General features: G+C 60.4%; 10 protein-coding genes. 3 read left to right on the forward strand and 7 right to left on the reverse strand.

Annotated features, from left to right (window positions below):
• Nucleotides 1-32: 32 nt before the first annotated feature.
• Complete coding sequence (locus tag ACX3YD_RS29245; RefSeq protein ID WP_458961707.1) at nucleotides 33-197, reverse strand: hypothetical protein; 165 nt, start codon at nucleotides 195-197, stop codon at nucleotides 33-35.
• Between the two features lie 185 nt (nucleotides 198-382).
• Between ACX3YD_RS29245 and ACX3YD_RS29250 the strand changes: the two genes are divergently transcribed.
• The 3 genes from ACX3YD_RS29250 to glgB all read left to right on the forward strand — a co-directional run bounded on the left by ACX3YD_RS29250 (nucleotide 383) and on the right by glgB (nucleotide 8,031).
• The gene (locus ACX3YD_RS29250) at nucleotides 383-2,380 is read left to right on the forward strand and encodes an alpha-1,4-glucan--maltose-1-phosphate maltosyltransferase (protein ID WP_458961708.1); all 1,998 of its coding nucleotides are present in this window, start codon (nucleotides 383-385) and stop codon (nucleotides 2,378-2,380) included.
• 75 nt (nucleotides 2,381-2,455) lie between these two features.
• Nucleotides 2,456-5,797, forward strand: a complete 3,342-nt coding sequence (gene treS / locus ACX3YD_RS29255; RefSeq protein ID WP_458961709.1) for a maltose alpha-D-glucosyltransferase — start codon at nucleotides 2,456-2,458, stop codon at nucleotides 5,795-5,797.
• 2 nt (nucleotides 5,798-5,799) lie between these two features.
• A complete protein-coding gene (gene glgB, locus ACX3YD_RS29260; protein ID WP_458961710.1) occupies nucleotides 5,800-8,031 on the forward strand; it encodes a 1,4-alpha-glucan branching protein GlgB in 2,232 nt (743 codons plus the stop codon).
• Nucleotides 8,032-8,153: 122 nt separating this feature from the next.
• Here the strand turns inward: glgB and ACX3YD_RS29265 are convergent, their stop codons facing one another.
• The 6 genes from ACX3YD_RS29265 to ACX3YD_RS29290 all read right to left on the reverse strand — a co-directional run bounded on the left by ACX3YD_RS29265 (nucleotide 8,154) and on the right by ACX3YD_RS29290 (nucleotide 16,916).
• On the reverse strand, nucleotides 8,154-9,221 hold the full coding sequence (locus tag ACX3YD_RS29265) for an autotransporter outer membrane beta-barrel domain-containing protein (protein WP_458961711.1): 1,068 nt from the start codon (nucleotides 9,219-9,221) through the stop codon (nucleotides 8,154-8,156).
• A 313-nt stretch (nucleotides 9,222-9,534) separates the two neighbouring features.
• The gene (locus ACX3YD_RS29270; RefSeq protein ID WP_458961712.1) at nucleotides 9,535-12,084 is read right to left on the reverse strand and encodes an autotransporter family protein; all 2,550 of its coding nucleotides are present in this window, start codon (nucleotides 12,082-12,084) and stop codon (nucleotides 9,535-9,537) included.
• A gap of 282 nt (nucleotides 12,085-12,366) precedes the next feature.
• Nucleotides 12,367-13,167, reverse strand: coding sequence for an endonuclease/exonuclease/phosphatase family protein (locus ACX3YD_RS29275; RefSeq protein WP_458962093.1), 801 nt, complete (start codon nucleotides 13,165-13,167; stop codon nucleotides 12,367-12,369).
• Nucleotides 13,168-13,278: 111 nt separating this feature from the next.
• Nucleotides 13,279-14,037 carry a PIG-L deacetylase family protein gene (locus tag ACX3YD_RS29280; RefSeq protein ID WP_458961713.1) on the reverse strand — a complete coding sequence of 253 codons (759 nt, stop codon included), beginning with the start codon at nucleotides 14,035-14,037 and terminating at the stop codon, nucleotides 13,279-13,281.
• Between the two features lie 194 nt (nucleotides 14,038-14,231).
• Complete coding sequence (gene glgX / locus ACX3YD_RS29285; RefSeq protein WP_458961714.1) at nucleotides 14,232-16,391, reverse strand: glycogen debranching protein GlgX; 2,160 nt, start codon at nucleotides 16,389-16,391, stop codon at nucleotides 14,232-14,234.
• A 204-nt stretch (nucleotides 16,392-16,595) separates the two neighbouring features.
• Nucleotides 16,596-16,916 (reverse strand): DUF2934 domain-containing protein, encoded by a 321-nt coding sequence (locus tag ACX3YD_RS29290; RefSeq protein ID WP_103406088.1) that lies wholly within the window; start codon nucleotides 16,914-16,916, stop codon nucleotides 16,596-16,598.
• Nucleotides 16,917-16,931 lie beyond the last annotated feature (15 nt).

Here is a 16,931-nt window from a genome sequence, read left to right on the forward strand (position 1 = left end):
AGGTACAACGGTGAAAGATCGTCAGCCTATGGTCATTCCGGCGTAACTATCACCGGCGGCATGGTCTTAGGCGGTTCTTCCCGTGGTGGCGTGGTGTCGGGCGGCTCCTGCTCGGGCACAGGTTGCGGGTCCGTCGGCGGGATCACCGGGTTGTCGATATTCGGATCGGGTGTTTCGCCCGGGAATGGATTGGTCATGGTCTAGCCTCCAGTGGCACATGGCGTGAGTCGTGCTTAAGTTGATTGACCGCCACACCACGGATTTGATTCCGGCCAATTGCCGATGAACTTTTCCGGGCGCCCGGCGCTCGGAACCTAAGTGAGTTCATTGGGATGACAACCAGACACAAGAGCGTCCATGGGGCGTAACGGAGAGATGCTCGATGACGACTGAAAAACCGACAGAACTGAGCTACAACCCGCACATGCCGCTGTCACAGGCGCTTTTACTGCCACGAATCGTGATTGAAGACACCATGCCGACCCTCGACGGTGGGCAGTTTGCCATCAAGGCCGTGGTGGGGCAGGACGTGGTGGTGACCAGCAAAGTGTTTGCCGACGGTCACGACAAGCTCGCGGTACGGGTGCGTTGGCGCGCCGAGGGCGATGAGGTCTGGCAGAGCGAAGTCATGACGGACCTGGGTAACAACGGCTGGCAGGGCCGCTTCCGCGTCGAAGACCAGGGGCGTTATGTGTTCTGCATCGAAGCCTGGATCGATCAATTCGCCAGTTTCCGCTACGAGCTGGAAAAAAAGCACATGGCCTCGGTCCCGGTCAGCCTGGAGTTGCAGGAAGGCCGCCATCAGGTTCAGCAAGCGGCCGAGCGCACCGAGGGGCAACTGAGCGAACAACTGGCGGCGTTGCACCATCAATTGTCCGGGTTGCTCGAAACCGAGCAGGTCGCGTTGTTTCTGCACCACCGTAGCGCCGAGTTAATGGCCCAGGCCGATCACCGTGCTTACCTGAGTTTGAGCCCCGAGTATCCGGTTGATGTCGAACGCGAACTGGCGCAGTTCGCCAGTTGGTATGAATTGTTTCCACGCTCGATCACTGACGATCCAGCGCGCCACGGCACCTTCAACGACGTGCATTCGCGTTTGCCGATGATTCAGGACATGGGCTTCGACGTACTTTATTTCCCGCCGATTCATCCGATTGGTCGCAGCTACCGCAAAGGCCCGAACAATTCCCTGAGCGCCGGGCCGGACGACCCCGGCAGCCCTTACGCCATCGGTAGCGAAGAGGGCGGCCATGAGGCGATTCATTCGCAACTGGGCACCCGCGAAGACTTCCGTCGGCTGGTGGTGGCCGCGTCCGAATACGGGTTGGAAATCGCCCTCGACTTCGCCATTCAGTGCTCCCAGGACCATCCGTGGCTCAAACAGCATCCCGGCTGGTTCAACTGGCGGCCGGACGGCACGATCAAATACGCCGAGAACCCGCCGAAGAAATACCAGGACATCGTCAACGTCGACTTCTATGCCGCCGAGGCGATCCCCAGTCTTTGGGTCGAATTGCGCGACATAGTGGTCGGTTGGGTCGAGGAGGGCGTGAAGATCTTTCGCGTCGACAACCCGCACACCAAGCCGTTGCCGTTCTGGCAGTGGCTGATCGCCGATGTGCGTGCGTTGTATCCCGAGGTGATTTTTCTCGCCGAGGCCTTTACCACGCCGGCCATGATGGCCCGATTGGGCAAGGTCGGTTACTCCCAGAGCTACACCTATTTCACCTGGCGCAATACCAAGCAGGAGCTGGCGACCTATTTCACCGAGCTGAACGAATCGCCGTGGCGCGAATGCTACCGGCCGAACTTTTTCGTCAATACGCCGGACATCAATCCGGCGTACCTGCACGATTCCGGGCGCCCCGGGTTTCTGATTCGTGCGGTGCTGGCAACGATGGGCTCCGGGTTGTGGGGCATGTATTCCGGGTTTGAGCTGTGTGAGTCGGCAGCGATTCCGGGCAAGGAGGAATACCTGGACTCCGAGAAGTACGAGATACGTCCGCGGGACTTCACCGCGCCGGGCAATATCATTGCCGAGATCGCCCAGCTCAATCGCATCCGTCGACAGAACCCGGCGCTGCACACGCATTTGGGCCTGAAGGTCTACAACGCCTGGAACGACAACATTCTGTATTTCGGCAAACGCAGCGTCGACGGCAGCAATTTCATCCTGGTGGCCGTCAACCTCGATCCACATCACCCGCAGGAGGCGAGTTTCGAATTGCCGCTGTGGGAAATGGGCTTGCCCGACGATGCCGCGACCCACGGCGAAGACTTGATGAACGGCCATCGCTGGACCTGGTACGGCAAGTACCAGTTCATGCGGATCGATCCGGCGCACCAGCCGTTCGGGATCTGGCGGATTACCGCGTCCTGAGTCCACCACAGTTAATAACCACACTTGAATGGGTGATCGGCTCAGAGGTTATTTCGAATTCGACAGGAGTTTCCAATGGCGAAGAAACCCAAGGCAGCGACCTTCATCAAGGACCCGCTCTGGTACAAGGACGCAGTGATCTATCAGGTTCATGTCAAATCGTTTTTTGACTCCAACAACGACGGGATCGGCGATTTTCCCGGCCTGATCGACAAGCTCGATTACATTGCCGACCTCGGCGTCAACACCATCTGGCTCTTGCCGTTCTACCCCTCGCCACGGCGCGACGATGGCTACGACATCGCCGAGTATCGCGGCGTCCACAGCGACTACGGCACCCTGGCGGACGCCAAGCGCTTTATCGCCGAGGCGCACAAACGCGGCCTGCGGGTGATCACCGAACTGGTCATCAACCATACCTCCGACCAGCACGCCTGGTTCCAGCGTGCCCGCAAGGCCAAGAAAGGTTCGGCGGCGCGGGATTTCTACGTGTGGTCCGATGACGATCAAAAGTACGACGGCACGCGCATCATCTTTCTCGATACCGAAAAGTCCAATTGGACCTGGGACCCGGTCGCCGGCCAGTATTTCTGGCACCGTTTCTATTCCCACCAGCCGGACCTGAACTTCGATAACCCGCAAGTCATGAAGGCAGTGCTGTCGGTAATGCGTTACTGGCTCGACATGGGCATCGACGGTCTGCGCCTGGACGCGATCCCGTACCTGATCGAGCGCGACGGCACCAACAACGAAAACCTGCCCGAGACCCACGACGTCCTCAAGCAGATCCGCGCGGAAATCGACGCCAATTACCCGGACCGCATGTTGTTGGCCGAGGCCAATCAATGGCCCGAAGACACGCAGTTGTATTTCGGCGACACAGACAAACAGGGCCTCAACGGCGACGAATGCCATATGGCCTTTCACTTTCCGCTGATGCCCCGCATGTACATGGCGCTGGCCCAGGAAGATCGCTTCCCGATCACCGACATTTTGCGCCAGACCCCGGAGATTCCGGCCAATTGCCAGTGGGCGATATTCCTGCGCAATCACGATGAACTGACCCTGGAAATGGTCACCGACAAGGAACGCGATTACCTGTGGAACTACTACGCGGCCGACCGTCGGGCGCGGATCAACCTGGGGATTCGTCGGCGACTGGCGCCCTTGATGGAGCGGGACCGACGCCGTGTGGAATTGCTCAACAGCCTGCTGCTGTCGATGCCTGGCACGCCGACGCTGTACTACGGCGATGAAATCGGCATGGGCGATAACATCTACCTCGGTGACCGCGACGGTGTGCGCACGCCGATGCAATGGTCGATCGACCGTAACGGAGGCTTTTCCCGCGCCGACCCGGCCAGCTTGGTGCTGCCGCCGATCATGGACCCGCAATACGGCTACCTCTCGGTCAACGTCGAAACCCAGGCCGGCGACCCGCATTCGCTGTTGAACTGGACCCGGCGCATGCTCGCGGTGCGCAAGCAATCGAAGGCGTTCGGGCGCGGCACGTTGAAAATGCTTTCGCCGAGCAACCGCAGGATTCTGGCCTACACCCGGGAATTCACCGGGGCGGACGGCAAGCACGAAATCATTCTGTGCGTGGCCAACGTGTCCCGCAGTGCGCAGGCCGCTGAGCTTGACTTGTCGGCCTACGTCGGCATGGTGCCGGTGGAGATGCTTGGCGGTAACGCGTTTCCGCCGATCGGGCAGCTGAATTTTCTCCTGACCCTGGCCCCTTATGGCTTCTATTGGTTCGTCCTGGCGACGGAAAACCAGATGCCGAGCTGGCACGTGGAACCGGCCCAAAGCTTGCCGGACTTCACCACGCTGGTGCTGAAAAAACGCATGGAAGAACTGCTCGAAGCCCCGGCGCGACGTACGCTGGAGCAGGACATCTTGCCCAACTGGCTGCAAAACCGCCGCTGGTTCGCTGGCAAGGACGCGGCCATCGAGCAGGTCCATCTGGCCTATGGTGTGCGTTTTGGTGATGCCATGCACCCGGTGCTGTTGAGTGAAATCGAAGTCACCAGCGGCGGCCAGACCAGTCGTTACCAACTGCCGTTCGGCTTCATTGCCGAAGACCAGGTCGGGACGGCATTGCCGCAGCAACTGGCACTGTCACGGGTTCGACGTGGGCCGCAGGTCGGCTTGATCACCGATGCCTTCAGTCTCGAGAATTTCATCCGCACCGTGTTGCAGGGCATGCAGGACCAACGGGTGCTGCCTTCGGACGGTGGTGAGATCCGCTTCGAGCCGACCGCCGAGCTGGCCAGGCTGGGGCTGACGGCTGAATCGGAAGTGCGTTATCTGTCCGCCGAGCAATCGAACAGTTCAGTGGTGATCGGCAACAGCCTGGTGTTGAAGCTGATCCGCAAAGTCGCCTCCGGTGTGCACCCGGAACTGGAAATGAGCGCGTATTTGACTCAGGCCGGTTTCCGCAACATTTCACCGTTGCTGGGCTCGGTGGTGCGCCGGGATGCCAAGGGCGAGGACAACTTGCTGATGATTGCACAAGGCTACTTGAGCAATCAGGGCGACGCCTGGGAGTGGACGCAGAACAACCTGGAGCGGGCACTGCGCGACGAACTGGCGGACGCCATGTCCGAGCAGGAACAACACTACAACGCGCTCGGTGAATTGAAAGATTTCGCTGCCATGCTGGGGCAGCGCCTGGGGGAAATGCATCAGGTGCTGGCCGCGCCGAGTGACAATCCGGATTTCGCTCCGCACCTGACTACGCAAAAAGAGGCACTGGCGTCGACCAGGGATGTCGTGGCACAGATCGAGCATGCGCTGACGTTGCTCAAACAACATCAAACGGAACTGACCCCGGCGGACAAAACCCTGGTCAGCCGTTTACTGGATAACAAAAAAGCCATCCTCAGTCATGTGCAGGAACTGGGCAAAAAATCTGCAGGCGGCCTGAAGATTCGCGTGCATGGCGACTTGCATCTGGGCCAGGTATTGGTGATCAAGGGTGATGCTTATTTGATCGACTTCGAAGGCGAACCGGCGCGACCGTTGCATGAACGTCGTGGCAAGCACAGTCCATACAAAGATGTGAGCGGCGTTTTGCGATCTTTCGACTACGCTGCGGCCATGGCCATCAACGTTCATAACGTTGATAACACTGCTGAAGCCCGCTCGGCTCGCCAACGGGTTTCCGATCGCTACTTGAGCGAAGCGCGGCAAGCATTTGTCGACGCTTATCGGCTGGCGGCAGCTAGTCTGGGTCATGCATGGCAAGATCCTGAAGGCGAGGACGCCGCGCTGGCGTTGTTCGGCCTGGAGAAGGCAGCGTACGAAGTGGCCTACGAGGCAGAGAACCGCCCCACATGGCTGTCCGTGCCGTTGCACGGTTTGTACGGGTTATTGAACGGGCTTAAACCCTTTTCCGATCTTGGTGGAGAGTAGTCATGAGTTTCTCGAACAAGGAACAGGGTCAGTACAAAGAAGCCCTGCTACCCAGGGCGCGGGACATCGATGCGCTGGTGCGCGCCGAACATCACGACCCCTTTGCAATTCTTGGTCCCCACGGCGATGGCGCCGGTGGACAGTTCATTCGGGCTTATCTGCCGGACGCCTTGAGCGTACAGGTGGTGGCCAGGGACTCTGGAGAAGAACTCGGCAATCTGGAACCGACACAGACACCGGGGTTATTCGTCGGGCACTTCGACCGGGCGCAGTCCTATCTGCTGCGCACCCGCTGGGCCGGTGGCGAGCAGATTGCCGAAGACCCGTACAGCTTTGGTCCGCTGCTCGGCGATATGGATCTATACCTGTTCGCCGAAGGCAATCACCGCGACCTGAGCAGCTGCCTGGGTGCGCAACTGATGACGGTCGACGGGGTCGACGGCGTACGTTTCGCCGTGTGGGCGCCGAATGCCAGGCGGGTGTCGGTGGTCGGTGATTTCAACGTCTGGGATGGTCGCCGCCATCCGATGCGTCTGCGTCATCCCACGGGGGTCTGGGAGCTTTTCATTCCGCGCGTGCAGGCGGGGGAGGCGTACAAGTACGAGATTCTTGGCAAGGACGGGATCCTGCCGCTGAAGGCCGACCCCATGGCCCTCGCCACGTCCTTGCCGCCGGACACGGCCTCGAAAGTGGCCCCACCGCTGAAGATCGACTGGCAGGACCAGGAATGGATGCAGTCCCGTGGCGAGCGTCAGCGCCTGACGGCGCCGCTGTCCATTTACGAACTGCACGCCGGCTCGTGGCAATGTGAGCTGGATGATCTGGGCGAAGTGGCTCGCCAGTACACCTGGCCGGAACTGGCCGAGCGGCTGATTCCGTATGTGAAGGAACTGGGCTTCACCCACATCGAGCTGATGCCGATCATGGAGCACCCGTTTGGCGGCTCGTGGGGTTATCAGTTGCTCTCGCAATTCGCCACCAGCGCCCGCTACGGCACCGGGGATGAGTTCGCGGCCTTCGTCAATGCCTGCCACCAGGCCGACATCGGTGTGATCCTCGACTGGGTGCCGGCGCATTTCCCGACCGATACCCATGGCCTGGCGCAATTCGACGGCACGGCGCTGTACGAGTACGGCAATCCACAGGAAGGCTTTCATCAGGATTGGGACACGCTGATCTATAACCTTGGCCGCACCGAAGTGCATGGCTACATGCTGGCGTCGGCGCTGCACTGGCTCAAGCATTTCCATGTCGACGGCCTGCGGGTCGATGCCGTGGCGTCGATGCTGTATCGCGATTACTCGCGCAAGGCCGGCGAATGGGTGCCGAATCGCCATGGTGGTCGGGAAAACCTCGAAGCCATCGACTTCCTGCGCCACCTCAACGACGTTGTGGCACAGGAAGCACCGGGTGCCCTGGTGATCGCCGAGGAGTCCACCGCATGGCCGGGCGTCAGCCAGAGCACGCAACAGGGCGGTCTGGGCTTCGCCTACAAATGGAACATGGGCTGGATGCACGATTCATTGCATTACATCCAGCAGGACCCGGTGTACCGCGCCCATCACCACAACGAGCTGAGTTTCGGCCTGGTCTACGCCTGGTCCGAGCGCTTCATCCTGCCGATCTCCCACGACGAAGTGGTGCACGGCAAGCATTCGCTCATCGACAAAATGCCCGGCGACCGCTGGCAGAAATTTGCCAACCTGCGGGCTTATTTGAGCTTCATGTGGGCGCATCCGGGCAAGAAACTGTTGTTCATGGGTTGTGAGTTCGGTCAGTGGCGCGAGTGGAATCACGACCAGCAACTCGATTGGTACTTGCTGCAGTACCCCGAACACAAAGGTGTTCAGAAGCTGGTGAGCGACCTCAATCGGCTGTATCGCGAAGAGCCGGCGCTGCACGAACAGGATGATGTACCGAAAGGGTTCCAGTGGCTGATCGGCGATGACGCCATCAACAGCGTGTATGCCTGGTTGCGCTGGAGCAAGGACGGCAAGCCGGTGCTGGTGGTGGCGAACTTCACCCCGGTGCCGCGTGAGGCTTATCGCATCGGTGTGCCATTTGCCGGCCGCTGGGCCGAGTTGATGAACAGTGATTCGGCGACCTATGCCGGCTCCAATTATGGCAACAGCGGCGGGGCGTTCACCGAGGAAGCGCCGAGTCATGGTCAGGCGCTGTCATTGGTGCTGAATCTGCCGCCGTTGGCGGTGCTGATGTTGCGCCCCGAGGGCTGATCCGAAAACGCCTCGCCACATCGCGAGTCAACTCGCTCCGACAGGTTCCGTGTGGCCCTTGTGGGAGCGAGCGTGCTCGCGATGGCGTCAGCCCGCTCAACAGTCTTTTCGAGGTCTGACCCTCACCACCGCATCCGTACACCCAGGCTGGCGATCAACCCGTTCAAATCATTTTGGTCGACGTCACTGCTGTAATCGGCGCTGACGTACAGGCTCACGGTCGGGGTCATTCTGGCCACCAGGCCCAATCCCAGCTCGACCGTGGACGAGTTCCGGCTGCTGCTGATCTTGTCGACCTGATCGAGGGTCACGGTATTGCCGGTGTTCACCGTGTGCCACAAGTTGGTCCGCACATAGGGTTCCACGGGCAGGCCGTTGATGTCGTAACTCCCTTTCAGTTTGGCGCCGACCCGGCCGCTCCACGACGACAAGTCAGTGGAAGAGGCAGTGCCCGAGCCTGCGTAAGGAGTGTCCAGGGTGATCCGTTGATTGATCAATTGCGCCTGGGGTTCAACCACCCAGTGTTCGCCCAGGCCGATGGGGAAGCCACCTTCCATCGACACCGTCATCGCGCTGCCCTCGGCGGCTTGCCGCACACCCTGCTCGTTGCGGGTATAGCCATTGACCCGGCCGCCACTGGCCGTCAAGTCCACGTGCCAGCCTTGTGGCCCGATCAGGCTCCAGTAGGCGCCGAGGCTTTGGCCTTGCAGGCTGAAGGTGTCGCTGTTGGCGTCGGATTGGGCGCGATTGGTGAACAAGCCCGTGCTGTTGCCCTGGATCATGCTGGTGCCACCGATCAGGCCGACCCGCTGAGTACGGCCATTACCAGTTTCCAGGGTCATGAGTGCCGGGCCTTTGAGTTGACTGGCACCGGCAGTGGAAAGGCCTTCGGCGAGAACATCGTTTTGTGCCTGGCGCGAGGCCTGTCCGTACACCTGATCCCAGGCAGCAGGCGAGGCCTCTTCGGTCGTCAGGTGCGAACTTCGAAGATCGGGCATGGCGCTGAAACGGCCGGGATACGTGGAAACTTGTGCGGGCAAGGAGAGCACCGGGACGTCCTGGCGATACCAGGGCGAAGTCTCTTCCTCGACAGGCGAGGCCTGCACTTCCATGGAAGAGCACAGCAGGAGTGAGCTCGAGACTGTGCAAAAAGTGATTTTGATCTCTTGTTGGGTGAATGAAGTTTTCATGGGGGTCTACCTTGCAATCGCATGCCGTTCTCGCTTTGCCGTCTCTCCTACCCCGAATGAGGGGCGACCGATGGATGGGGGCAAGCCGGGGGCCGCCCGTGTATATGGGTGACTTGGGGGGCTTGCCCCTGATTGTGGTTCCGGGGGTAGTAACGTGAATTCAAGGAGACCGCTGCCACTGCGTCAAGAAAATGGCCGATAAGTGGTAGGGGTATTTTAGGGAGTGTAAGTGGCTGATTTTTTGGCGCTCACTAAGTTCTTGTTTAATGGCGCAATCGCCAAAAAAGTCACGAGCTAGAGCCTTTGCTCAGTTTTACCAACGGATCCTGATACCGGCATTTCCCATCGTTCCCCGCAGGTGCTGACTGTCGATATTGCTGGAGAAGTCGGCACTGGCGTACACGCTGACGGAGGGCGCCAGCGTCAGCACGGCACCGATACCAAGATCGGCGTAGGAAGATTTTTGCCCGGTGTCGATATCGGTGTTTCCGGCAAAGGTGACCGTATCGGTGCCGGAAAACGTATGCCACAGGTTGGCTCGCAGATAAGGTTCCAATGGCAAGCCACTGACCTCGTAGCGGCCCTTGAGCCGGGCGCCGAGGCGGCCGGTCCAGGCTGGATCGGAATCGAACGATACCTGCGAGATTCCATCGTTCTGGCTGTCGAGGCTAACGTTCTGATGGATCACCTGCGCCTGGGGTTCGATGACCCAGTCGCCTGCCAGGGGGAAGGGGTAACCGGCCTCCACCGAGAGCGTCACCACGTGCCCCTTGTTATCGAGCTTGAGGCCGCGCTCGGAATGGCTGTCGCCGTCGAGCCAGGTATACATCGCCACCGTGTCGATGTACCAGCCCCTGGCGTCCGTCAGGGTCCAGGACGCACCGAGGCTGTCACCTCGCAGCTCGACCTTGCCCGCGCGTTTGCCTTCGAAGCCCTGGTTGAAGCCGTCGACATCACCCTTCAAGCGGCTATGGCCGACGAAGAACCCGCTGCGTTGGGTTTGGCCCTCGGACGTCTGCGAGGCGTACAGATCGTTGCCCACCTGGAAGCCGTCAAGCGAACCATCGAGCCGTGGCGTGACGGTGCCGGCCCATGTCTGGTCGACATTCTTGCCATAGACACGACCCCAGCCCGCGCCGAAGGTCCCGGTTTCGCTCAGCAGGCGTTGATCGCCCTGGCGATCGTGGAAAGTGCCCAGGGCGGTCAGGGTCAGTTGCGCAGCCGCTGGCGTCAAGACGGACCAAATCGGAACTTCCTGGCGGTACAGGGGAATGGGAGCGGCTCCGGGTTGGGCGGTGGGTAGTGGCGGGCTACCGGCAGCGGCGACCGGCGTTGCCACCACTGGCACCAGAATCGGCGGCAGGGTCGGGTCGGGGTTCGGGACGGCCACCAGCGGCACGGCGACGACGGAGGAGCGCAGGTACCAACTGTTTTCGCTGCCGGCGGTGATACCGCCCTTATACAAGACGTAATCGAACGCACCCGCCGACACTGGCGTTTTCAGGGTAAAGGCGCCGTTGTCGCTGATGGCCGTCCCCTGGGCCTGAACCACCTGGATGCCGTTCTGTTGGGTCAACGCACCAGCGCCACCGAGGTTGCTGACGCTGATCGAGGTGGTGCCGGTCAAGGTGCCGTCGATGACCACCAGCTTGTCACTGGGCGAGTTGTCGTCGCCCACAGCGCTTTGCAAAAACAGTTGCCCGTTGTTACCCGAATAATTGCCCTGTACGGTCAGTGCATCATTGGTGCGCGTATTGCCGCTGCTCAGGTCGATCACCCCGGCGTTGTTCAGGGTCGCGCGCTGGCCAGCAGTGGCGGGCACGATGCTGCCCTGGCTGGACGTCAGTACGCTGCTGCCATCGATGTTGAATACACCCGTGCCGCTGCTGCTGTCACCGAGCACGAAATTGCCGGCGAGGTCGAATTGCGAACCGTTGTTCAGGTTGACGATTTCCCAATTGATGTAACGGGCGGCGCCGGCGGATGTGGTGTGGTCGAAGGTTAATTGATCGGTGCCCGTGCCACCGTCGATGCTCGGGGTCAGGGCAAGGGTGGTCTCACTCAGATTGTGCACAATGGCTGTGTCATTGCCATCGCCCATCAGGATCGCCGAGCGGATGATGCCGCCACCGTCCCACACAAGTGTGTCATTGCCGGCGCTGGCGCGGATTTCACCGGCGATCTCGCCGCCTGTCACCGTAATGTTGTCATTGCCACCGCTGACACTGATGTTGCCGCCAATTCGACCGCCCGCCACGATGATGGTGTCGTTGCCAAATCCGGTGACCAGATTTCCCAGGATCTGCCCACCGGACATATCGAACGTATTGTCGTCGAGCTTCATGTCTACCCGGCCGATGGTGCCTCCGGTCATCTTCGCGAAGTCTCCGTCTTCGAAGGCGCCGACGATCGTCCCGCCGGTCATCAGGAAATTGTCGAAGCCCTCGCCTTGCGCCAGAGACTGGATGCGTCCGCCGTTCATGATGAAGGTGTCGATACCGTTGTGCTGATGGACTTCGCCGGTGATCACCCCGTTGTTGATTTGCAAAACATTGGCGCCATCGCCCTGGTCAAGTACGCCAGCGAGGGTGCCGGAGTCCATTTTGACGGTGTCGTTGCCGCTGCCAAACGTCACATTGCCATTGATGGTGCCGGTGCCATTGGCGGGGAACGTCAGGGTGTTGTTGCCCGCCAGATCGGTCAGCGGTCCACTGGTGGCGCTGTCACAGACGAAGTTATCGTTGCCAGCGGTGGGGGTGAGGGTGCAAGCGGCGAGGGTGGAAGGTGACCAACTGGCACACAGCCAGAGGGAAAAGGCGCAGGCGCTGTAACGGTACTTGGGTAGATCTGGCCATGGATTCATGCTCGTCTCCGCATCGGGACCGGCGGCTGATTGGCCACGGCCTCAGCGTCGGCCGTGCGTCAGCCACTCTCGGCAGCGCGAGTTGCGAGACAGCATCGGGAAGCAATCTCCCGTCATCCAGATTTCTTCGGCAACGCTCGCTACGTTGTTTGCCTATCCGTAGGGGCTTTCCTGCGGATAGGGGCAACGTAGCAGCAGCGTCTAGTTGCATCTACTGTCAGAAATACCAGAAATGACCAGCGTTGCGGCTGATGCAACGGTTTTTCAGCGCGATTTTAACCGTCACAAATGCACTTCCACCGCCAACGGCAGGTGATCCGACAGGTGCGTCCAAGGTTTGCTTCCGAGGATTGTCGGGTGATGGCTACTGGCATTGCGCAGGTAAATGCGGTCCAGGCGCAGCAGGGGAAATCGCGCCGGATAGGTTTTTGCGGGGCGTCCGTGGTGGCGTTCGAAGGCTTCATGAAGGTCGTCACGACGGGCGAGGGCGGCGTTGCCTTGCAGCTGCCAGTCGTTGAAGTCGCCGGCAATGATCACCGGCGCGTCGACAGGCAGGGACTCAAGCAACTGACAGAGCAGCTGCAATTGCAGTTGGCGATGGCTTTCCAGCAAGCTCAGATGAACGCAGATCGCATGGACCTCGGCGTGGCCCGGCACATCGAGTACGCAATGCAGCAGTCCACGCCGTTCCGGGCCGGTGATGGAAACGTCGAGGTTGCGGTGTTCGCGAATCGGGTATTTCGACAACAGGGCATTGCCGTGATGGCCATCCGGGTAGACCGCGTTGCGCCCGTAGGCAAAATCGCTCCACATGCTGTCGGCGAGGAATTCGTATTGCGAGGTGGCCGGCCATTGGTTGTAGCGCGAGGAGTGACGCTCGTGTTCGCCCACCACTTCTTGCAGAAACACCAGATCCGCCGACGTACTGCGTACTGCTTCACGCAGTTCCGGGAGGATGAAACGCCGGTTGAGGGCGGTAAATCCCTTATGGGTATTGACCGTCAGCACGCGCAGTCGATGGATGGCCGGGGGGGTGCTCGACGGCACTGATTCAATCGTGTCGCGTTTGAAGTTGCGGACCACTTTCACGCCTCTGAATCCGGGTTGCTTATGTATGCGACTGATACACAAGCGGGCAGTTCAGTTTGAGTCAGGCAAGGATAGTCCTCACGCGCGCATTGGCTGTTGGTCGTGTCAGACAAATACGATTTCGTAAGGCAAACGCATCCGCTCCAGCAACACCCGTGGCAGCATCGGTGCAAGGCCGATCGCCGGCTCGCCATCGAGTTGGCTGGCATACGCGTGGGTGGCGTGGCTCTTGCGCGCGACCGTCCAGCTGTCCAGGCGTACCTTGCGCGCGCGGTGCCAGGGGATAGAGCCGTAATCACGCGCCGGCCAGTGCCAGGCCCAGACCGGCACTTCATGGAACGTTGCACCGGCAATGTTCGCGGCATTGGCGCTGGCGCGGCCTACGGCGTCGTGGTCGCTGACGCCATCCTCGCTCCAGGTGCTGAATACCACGTCGCCGGGGCGCAGGTAGCGCGCAATGAATTGCGTCAGTTTCAGTTCATGGTTGGCCAAGGCGTTGTCGGTAAAGCCGCCCCGAATCCATTTCAGGCTATGCATGGGCAACCCGAGGCGACGCAAGGCTTCGACACTTTCCTGGGAGCGAAACACACTGAGGCGTTTTTCCGACCACTGCCGGGATCCCTGATGGCTCGCGCTGCCGTCAGTGACCGAGATCAATTGCAGCGGGTGAGCGCTGGCGCTGAGCAATTGCAGCAGGCCGCCGCAGGTCACCACTTCATCGCCGGGATGCGGGGCGATCACCACGGCGCGAGCGCCAGGGGGGACCAATGACTGAGTACCGATTACCGGAATGTTGTCCAGTTGCGCGGCGCTGTTCCAGATTTGTCCCGACTGGCTGCTTTCACAGAGGGATACAGGTTTCATGGGCTACGTCCTTGTTCCTTATTGCCTTCAGTCGTGCGCAAGCCTTGTACATGACCAGCCGGCAGACCCGTGAGGGCGGGTTGATAGCAATGCGCGGCGCTCCGAACCCTGGAACGCCGCGCATCGAGTATTGCTCACGGACACGTATTCGTCGATCTGAAACAAATTTTTATCCGCCGGGAGTCCGGCTCATTTCAATCCTCTTCTTCGTGCTGCAGTTCGAACAGCAGCAGTGAACGGCCCGTCACTGAATACTCGTGGCCGAACTCGAAGCGCTCCTGGCCGCGAATCGACGGTTGATTGGTATCGACCATGCAGGTCCAGAAGCCGCCATCGGGCACTTCCGGCAAGGTGAAATTGACGATGTCGTGATGGGCGTTGACCACCAGCAACAGGGTGGCGTCGGCCCCCTGGCGGCGTATGCCGGTTTCCTGCGCACGTCCATCCAGCAGCATGCCCAGGCAACGATTGTGCGCATCATGCCAATGTTTGGTGGTCATCTCGCTGCCATCCGCGGCCAGCCAGGTGACGTCCTTGACGCCGATATCCTCATTGAAATTGCCGACCAGGAAGCGCCCGCGGCGCAGGATCGGATAGGCCAGGCGCAACTTGATCAGGCGTTTGACGAATTTGAGCAGGGCCTTGCCGTCTTCACTCAGGTCCCAATTGACCCAGCCGATTTCGCTGTCCTGGCAATAGGCATTGTTGTTGCCGTCCTGGGTGCGGGCGAATTCGTCGCCGGCCACCAGCATGGGCGTGCCTTGGGACAGCAGCAGCGTGGCAAAGAAATTGCGCATCTGCCGCTGGCGCAGCTCATTGATTTGCGGGTCGTCCGTAGGGCCCTCGACCCCATGGTTCCAGGACAGGTTGTTGTTGCTGCCGTCCTGATTGTTTTCGTCGTTGGCTTCGTTGTGCTTGTCGTTGTACGACACCAGGTCGTTGAGGGTGAAGCCATCGTGGGCGGTGACGAAATTCACCGAGGCATAGGGCCGTCGGCCGCGCTGGTTGAACATCTCGCCGGACGCGGTCATGCGACTGGCGAAATCTGCCAATTGCCCATCGTCGCCTTTCCAGAACGCACGCACGGTGTCGCGAAACTTGTCGTTCCATTCCACCCAGCCCGGCGGGAAGTTGCCGACCTGATAGCCGCCGGGGCCGCAATCCCAGGGCTCGGCAATCATCTTCACCTGACGCAGCACCGGGTCCTGGCGACAGGCCACGAGGAAGCTGTGACGCTCGTCGAAGCCATCGTGGTAGCGCCCCAGAATGGTCGCCAGGTCAAAGCGGAAGCCATCCACGTGCATCTCCTTCGCCCAGTAGCGCAGGGAGTCGGTGACCATTTGCAGGACACAGGGATGGCTCAGGTCCAGGGTGTTGCCGGTGCCGGAATCGTTGATGTAGAAGCGCTTGTCGTCAGGCATCAAGCGGTAATAGGAGGCGTTGTCGATGCCACGCATCGACAGGGTCGGGCCTTGTTCGTTGCCCTCGGCGGTGTGGTTATAGACCACATCCAGGATCACTTCGAGGTTGGCTTCGTGCAGGTGCGCGACCATTTCCTTGAATTCGGCAATCTTGCCGCTGGCCAGGTAACGCGGGTCGGGGGCGAAAAACGCGATGCTGTTGTAGCCCCAGTAATTGGTCATGCCCTTGTGCAGCAGATGCTGGTCGTTGACGAAGGCATGAATCGGCAGCAGCTCCACGGAGGACACGCCGAGCTTGCGGATATGTTCCAGGACGTCGTCGACCATCAACCCGGCGAACGTGCCGCGCACGTTCTCGGGGACGGAAGGGTGACGCATGCTGATGCCGCGCACATGGGTCTCATAAATGATCGTTTTGTCCCACGGCACGCTGACCCGGTGATCGTGGCCCCAGGTGTGCGCCGGGTCGATGACTTTGCATTTGGGGACGAAGGGCGCGCTGTCCCGTTCATCGAAACTGAGGTCGGCGTCGGGATGGCCGATGGTGTAGCCAAACAATGCCTCGGACCATTTCAACTGGCCGACCAGTTGCTTGGCGTAGGGGTCGATCAACAGCTTGTTGTGGTTGAAGCGGTGACCGTTGGCGGGATCGTAAGGGCCGTAGACGCGATAGCCATAGATCAGCCCTGGATGGGCGTCAGGCAAGTAGCCGTGGAAGGTCTCGTCGGTGTATTCCGGCAGTTCGATGCGTTCGAGCTCGACTTCGCCGGCATCATCGAAAATGCACAGTTCGACCTTGGTGGCGTGGGCGGAGAACAAGGCAAAATTGACCCCCAGACCATCCCAGGTCGCACCCAGTGGAAAGGGCAGGCCTTCACGAATTCGCGAGGCCTCGACTTGAGGGGCTGGCGCGGTTTTCTTCGGACTGGGCATAGGTGCTCCTGCAAAGTGAGGTACAAAAACGCCGCAATCTGTGGGAACGAGCCGGCTCGCGATTGCGGGGTGTCAGGTAACGCATGTGTCGAGGGTCAATCGTCCTCGCGAGTCGGCTCGCTCCCACAGGTTTTGTTGAGGGTGAGCGTCCGTCGGTGGCGAGCGGACTCGCCACGCGTTCGATCAGGAAAAAGTCCGGGCCAATCAGACCGCTGGCGGTTTACGCGCGGCGCGAGGCTTTTTGCCGGCGGCTTTTTCTCCGGGTGGAATCACGGTCGAGGCTGCCGCCGGCTTGGCCTTGGCTTTTGGTGCGGCCGCCTTGACCTCGCCAGCCTTGCCATTGGCGGTTTTGCTGACGGCCGGTTTGCTCGCCGGCGCTTTTGCCGGTTGTTTCGGCGCCAGCGCTTCAGCTTCGGCGAGTTTGCGGGCCATCTCCCAGTGACGGCTTTCCTGGCCTTCGGGTTTCCCTTCGGACTCCCAGATCTGATAGGCAAATTCGCGGATGCGTTTATCGTCGGTACTCATCGCAATGCTCCTGAA

Source organism: Pseudomonas fluorescens group sp. PF-1 (assembly GCF_054481335.1).

Coding starts and splice junctions, on each gene's coding strand:
- ACX3YD_RS29245 (WP_458961707.1), bottom strand. CDS start 197: ATGACCAATCCATTCCCGGGCGAAACACCCGATCCGAATATCGACAAC.
- ACX3YD_RS29265 (WP_458961711.1), bottom strand. CDS start 9,221: ATGAAAACTTCATTCACCCAACAAGAGATCAAAATCACTTTTTGCACA.
- ACX3YD_RS29290 (WP_103406088.1), bottom strand. CDS start 16,916: ATGAGTACCGACGATAAACGCATCCGCGAATTTGCCTATCAGATCTGG.
- ACX3YD_RS29280 (WP_458961713.1), bottom strand. CDS start 14,037: ATGAAACCTGTATCCCTCTGTGAAAGCAGCCAGTCGGGACAAATCTGG.
- ACX3YD_RS29250 (WP_458961708.1), top strand. CDS start 383: ATGACGACTGAAAAACCGACAGAACTGAGCTACAACCCGCACATGCCG.
- ACX3YD_RS29270 (WP_458961712.1), bottom strand. CDS start 12,084: ATGAATCCATGGCCAGATCTACCCAAGTACCGTTACAGCGCCTGCGCC.
- glgB (WP_458961710.1), top strand. CDS start 5,800: ATGAGTTTCTCGAACAAGGAACAGGGTCAGTACAAAGAAGCCCTGCTA.
- glgX (WP_458961714.1), bottom strand. CDS start 16,391: ATGCCCAGTCCGAAGAAAACCGCGCCAGCCCCTCAAGTCGAGGCCTCG.
- treS (WP_458961709.1), top strand. CDS start 2,456: ATGGCGAAGAAACCCAAGGCAGCGACCTTCATCAAGGACCCGCTCTGG.